Source organism: Oleiphilus sp. HI0086 (genome assembly GCF_001635225.1).
The window spans coordinates 1-3,980 of the sequence record NZ_LWFZ01000713.1; the positions used below are offsets into that span (position 1 = coordinate 1).

A 3,980-nucleotide genomic window follows, 5' to 3' on the forward strand; every position below is an offset into this window, starting at 1 on the left:
CTATGGCAAAGAAAGTTCTGGTGCCTTTTAGGTTTTGCTCGTATTAGTTTTACTGTTCTTTTTGTATGGATGGTTGTGCCGTCCAAATTTCAGACGTCGGCAACAATATTTGCAGATAATCAGAATATACTAAAGCCTTTGCTTGATGATCAGGCGGCGCAGTCAAAAGTGCAGAATCACACGAAGATAGTAAAAGATACAATTCACTCACCTCGTATTTTGAAACAGGTGGTTGATAACTTGTATGGTGTGCAAGGTTTTGAGTCGGCGGAGGAGTTGGGGCAGGCAATTAATAGCTTAAGAGAAAAGGTGCTTATAAAAGGGCTTGGTGCTGGTTATATAAAGATAAGCTACTCAGATACAACTGCGGAAGAGTCATATCGCGTTATCAATGAGGTGGTAGATGTTTTCATTAGAGCGAGCACTGATGAGCAGCGGACAGAGAGTCGTGAAGCATTTTTATTTATTGATAATCAAGTAAAGCAATATAAAGATCAGCTACTTTTGGCCGAAGAGCGCTTGAAAAATTTTAGGTCTCAAAATTTTGACGGAAGGGATGGGGACGTCGATTCTAGTATTAGTCGAATTCGTTCACAAATTGAAGAGCTTAAAATTTCGATTGATGAGGATAAGACCTCGATAACTGCAACAAAAAAGCAGTTAAATAATGAATCGGAATTCTCTTCGCAAAAATATACTGCTGATGTTTATGGTGAGCGGCTTAAGTCTTTAGAGACTACTCGGAATAATTTGCTTCTCACTTATACGGAAGATTACCCAGACGTAGTGAGTTTAACGTATCAGATAGACGATATTAGACGAGCAATGAAAGAGTCTGATGAGAATAAACGGATCGATGGAGGACAAGCTAAAGGGGAGCAAGATGCCGTGCTTAACCCTCTATATCAGGAGTTGAGAAGCCGTCTCTCAAATGCGATAACACGGATGCAGACCAAAGAAAAGCGCTTGAGTGCTTTGCAGGGTTTGATGGATAAAGAGTTTGAGCGTCGCAAACGTATCGCAGAGCGCGGGGCAGAGGAAGCTGAGCTTACTCGTGACTACACGGTTACCAAACGAATTTATGAAGACATGTTAGAGCGAAAAGAAAAGGCTCGTTTGTCGATGACCTTGAATGTAGAGGGACAAGGAGTTACCTATCGAATTCAAGAGCCAGCATTGCCGCCGTTAAACCCTGTGGGCTTACGTTTTCTTCATTTTGTATTATTAGGGCCTATTGCCGGATTCTTAGCTATTATTGGTTTAGCTGTTGTCTATATATTTGTTGATCAGAGAATTCGGTTTCCCGAAAAGTTGCATGAGTTTGATGTAGCTACATTGGCAGTTATACCACATATTAAGACATCTTTTACCAAGCGTGTAGTTAGAGTGGATATGATAATATGTGTGGTGCTTTCCATTTTAATTATGGGGGCTTATGTTGGCCTGGCATTTGCTGCAAAAGTAGGAATGATTTAAATGAGTGATATTTCTCATGGTGAACGCTCTAATGTGCATGGGTTAGATAATTTGCCCTCTAAAGATTCCCCAGAAATTGGTCGAATGGGAGAGGTTGATCGGTTTTCAGTTGAGGAGCTGGAGCAACTGAAGCTAATTAGTGGGCAGCGCACAAATATTAGAGTGCTGAATATATTTAGAGAGCTGCGCACCCAGCTAATGAAAAAAAGCAACAAAAAGAATTTTGTTTGCATGGTAACCTCCATTAGTCATCAGGGAGGAGCGAGTTATGTTTCGATGAACTTGGCAAGTGTTTTCGCGCTTGATAAAGCCAAGACAAGTTTACTTATTGACGCTAATTTATATGCGCCTAGCCTTGAGCAGTTAATTATTGGTGAGGCAGGGGTTGGTATAACGGACTACTTAAGTCATGCTAATTTCGATATCAAAGATGTTGTTTATGCTACGGGTGTGCCTCGATTGCGTGTCGTACCGATAGGTGACAACAGTGAAGGGGCGGCAGAGTACTTTTCTTCTGATAAAATGCAGCGCTTTGTCGATGAAATTCGCTCTCGATACTCTGATCGCTACATTTTTATTGATGCACCTCCGGTAACAGAGTCATCGGAAGCTAGGATTCTCACTGAAATTGCGGATATGGTTGTATTGGTTGTACCGCATGGGCGGGCAACGGCAGAGCAGGTGGAGGCGGCAATTAGTGTTATTGGTAAAGATAAGCTTGCTGGCCTGGTTTACAATAATTGATCATGATGATTGATCATCGCGCTTTTGTTAGTATTATAATCACTGCCTGCTTATCTCTTCCAGTTGCAGCCATAGAATACTCTGCTGTGTTATCAAGCAATGCGGAGTTTTCAACTAATATCAGTCTTAGTGCGGATGACACGAACTCTGATACACATCAAACTATTTCGTTATCGGGTAGCGCCATTGAGGAAAGAAAAACCTTTCAGACGAATGCTAGTTTCACTCTGGAAAAAGATCATTATTACGGTAATGCGTACGAGGGGGAAACGACATTAAGTACAGGGTTGGGTTTGTTGAATTTTGATGTTGTCGAAGAATTTTTAAGCTGGCAAACGTCTTTTACTCGTAGCCAAACGCTGAATGATCCTTTAGAAGAGGTCCGGTCCGATAATCTTGGGTATCGTGATACGCTATCTTCCGGACCGAGTATATTATATGTCATGTCACCGACAATGATGTTAGTAGGAGGGAGTAGCTATATTATCGCAGAGAACTCTCAAAGAGGTACGGCTGATACAAAGCGGGCTGAATTGTCCGTGGTCGTTACACATCAAATCAGCTCTATAACTTCGATGAATTGGACCGGAGCATACGAAGTGATGCTGGATGCTGATGGTGGCGAAAAGTATGATCGTATACAGCTAGGAGTTGGTGTGTCACGCCAGTTTGTTGATGGGGTTGCTAGTATTAGTGTAGGACGCACACACTTGGTTCCCGAGGCGAACGCAGAAACTGAGTCGAACTTTGTGAACCTTTCATTCGTTCGGGAAAAACTATGGCTGCATGATGTGACGATTAACTTTTTTGAAGACATTTCAGATTCATCGATTGGCTTTGCGGTGAATCCTGGTGCCCCTAACCAGTTTGTTGTGCAGGGGAATGATATTGTAAGGCGTCGCTCGGCAGGGTTAAGTATTGATCGAGAGTTAGGGGTATATGGCTATAGCTTGGCCTTGGCTTGGGATTATGAAGATTATTCTGTTCAAAATAGTGACGAAAAAGTTCTAAATGGACTGTTTGCTCTTGAGAAAGAGGTTTTCCCAGGCTTCTCGACTGGTGCTAGTTTGCAGTTAGTAAAGACCAAATATCTTGGGCGAGAAGAGCTTGGCGAAGAGGAACTCCTAACTTACCAAATAAACGGGAACTATCAATTTTCGCCAGATATTAGTGCAGAAAGTTATATTCAATATGAGACGCGAGATAACCGTCGCGATGTGTATCGTGATTATGAGGAGTTTTCTGTAGGATTTGTGGTTCGTATTTCGTTATTTTAGAGAAGAAACGTATACTTGGAATTACTGATAATCGGGGTAATAAGAAAGCGTTCACCCTTTAATAGAGCGGTTGAGTAGGGTAAGTTGTTCGTGGGTTGAGATTAGTTTAAGCCTTCCGAGGTCGAGCCTTGATATTATACTTCAGATTGTAGGTATGGATAGCGTTAAGTGGCTTTTATTTCTTTACTAGCATATTTCTTTTTTGTTTTTGTTAGGCCTCAAGAGTTCTTTGCGCCCCTATTTGGCTTTCCTTTGGTAAAAATTTCTCTAATATTTGCTGCTCTGTTTATGTTTGCCCAGAAAAACAATCGGTTTGATGCTCCTCAGAATGTTTTTTTGGTCTTGATGATTCCCGTAATCTTGATTTCTGGAATTGCTAATGGCTGGATTGGTGGCGCAATTGGGTCAGTAACTACGTTTATCACTTCAATTTTTTTACCCTTTTTACTAATTCAAAACACTATAACTACTCTTCAAAAACAG

General features: G+C 41.4%; 4 protein-coding genes. All 4 read left to right on the forward strand.

The genetic code is table 11. The annotated features are described in order from the left end of the window. Nucleotides 1–1,476: XrtA system polysaccharide chain length determinant (locus tag A3756_RS11605; RefSeq protein ID WP_068553540.1), on the forward strand; the 1,476-nt coding region annotated here is incomplete at its 5' end. Continuing rightward, the gene (locus A3756_RS11610) at nt 1,477–2,220 is read left to right on the forward strand and encodes a hypothetical protein (protein WP_082865218.1); all 744 of its coding nucleotides are present in this window, start codon (nt 1,477–1,479) and stop codon (nt 2,218–2,220) included. A gap of 2 nt (nt 2,221–2,222) precedes the next feature. Next, nucleotides 2,223–3,497: a hypothetical protein gene (locus A3756_RS11615; protein WP_068553541.1), complete on the forward strand. Its 1,275-nt coding sequence runs from the start codon at nt 2,223–2,225 to the stop codon at nt 3,495–3,497. A 168-nt stretch (nt 3,498–3,665) separates the two neighbouring features. Further along, on the forward strand, nt 3,666–3,980 hold a 315-nt coding region (locus A3756_RS11620), incomplete at its 3' end, for a hypothetical protein (RefSeq protein WP_156490423.1).

Coding starts and splice junctions, on each gene's coding strand:
- A3756_RS11615 (WP_068553541.1), top strand. CDS start 2,223: ATGATGATTGATCATCGCGCTTTTGTTAGTATTATAATCACTGCCTGC.
- A3756_RS11610 (WP_082865218.1), top strand. CDS start 1,477: ATGAGTGATATTTCTCATGGTGAACGCTCTAATGTGCATGGGTTAGAT.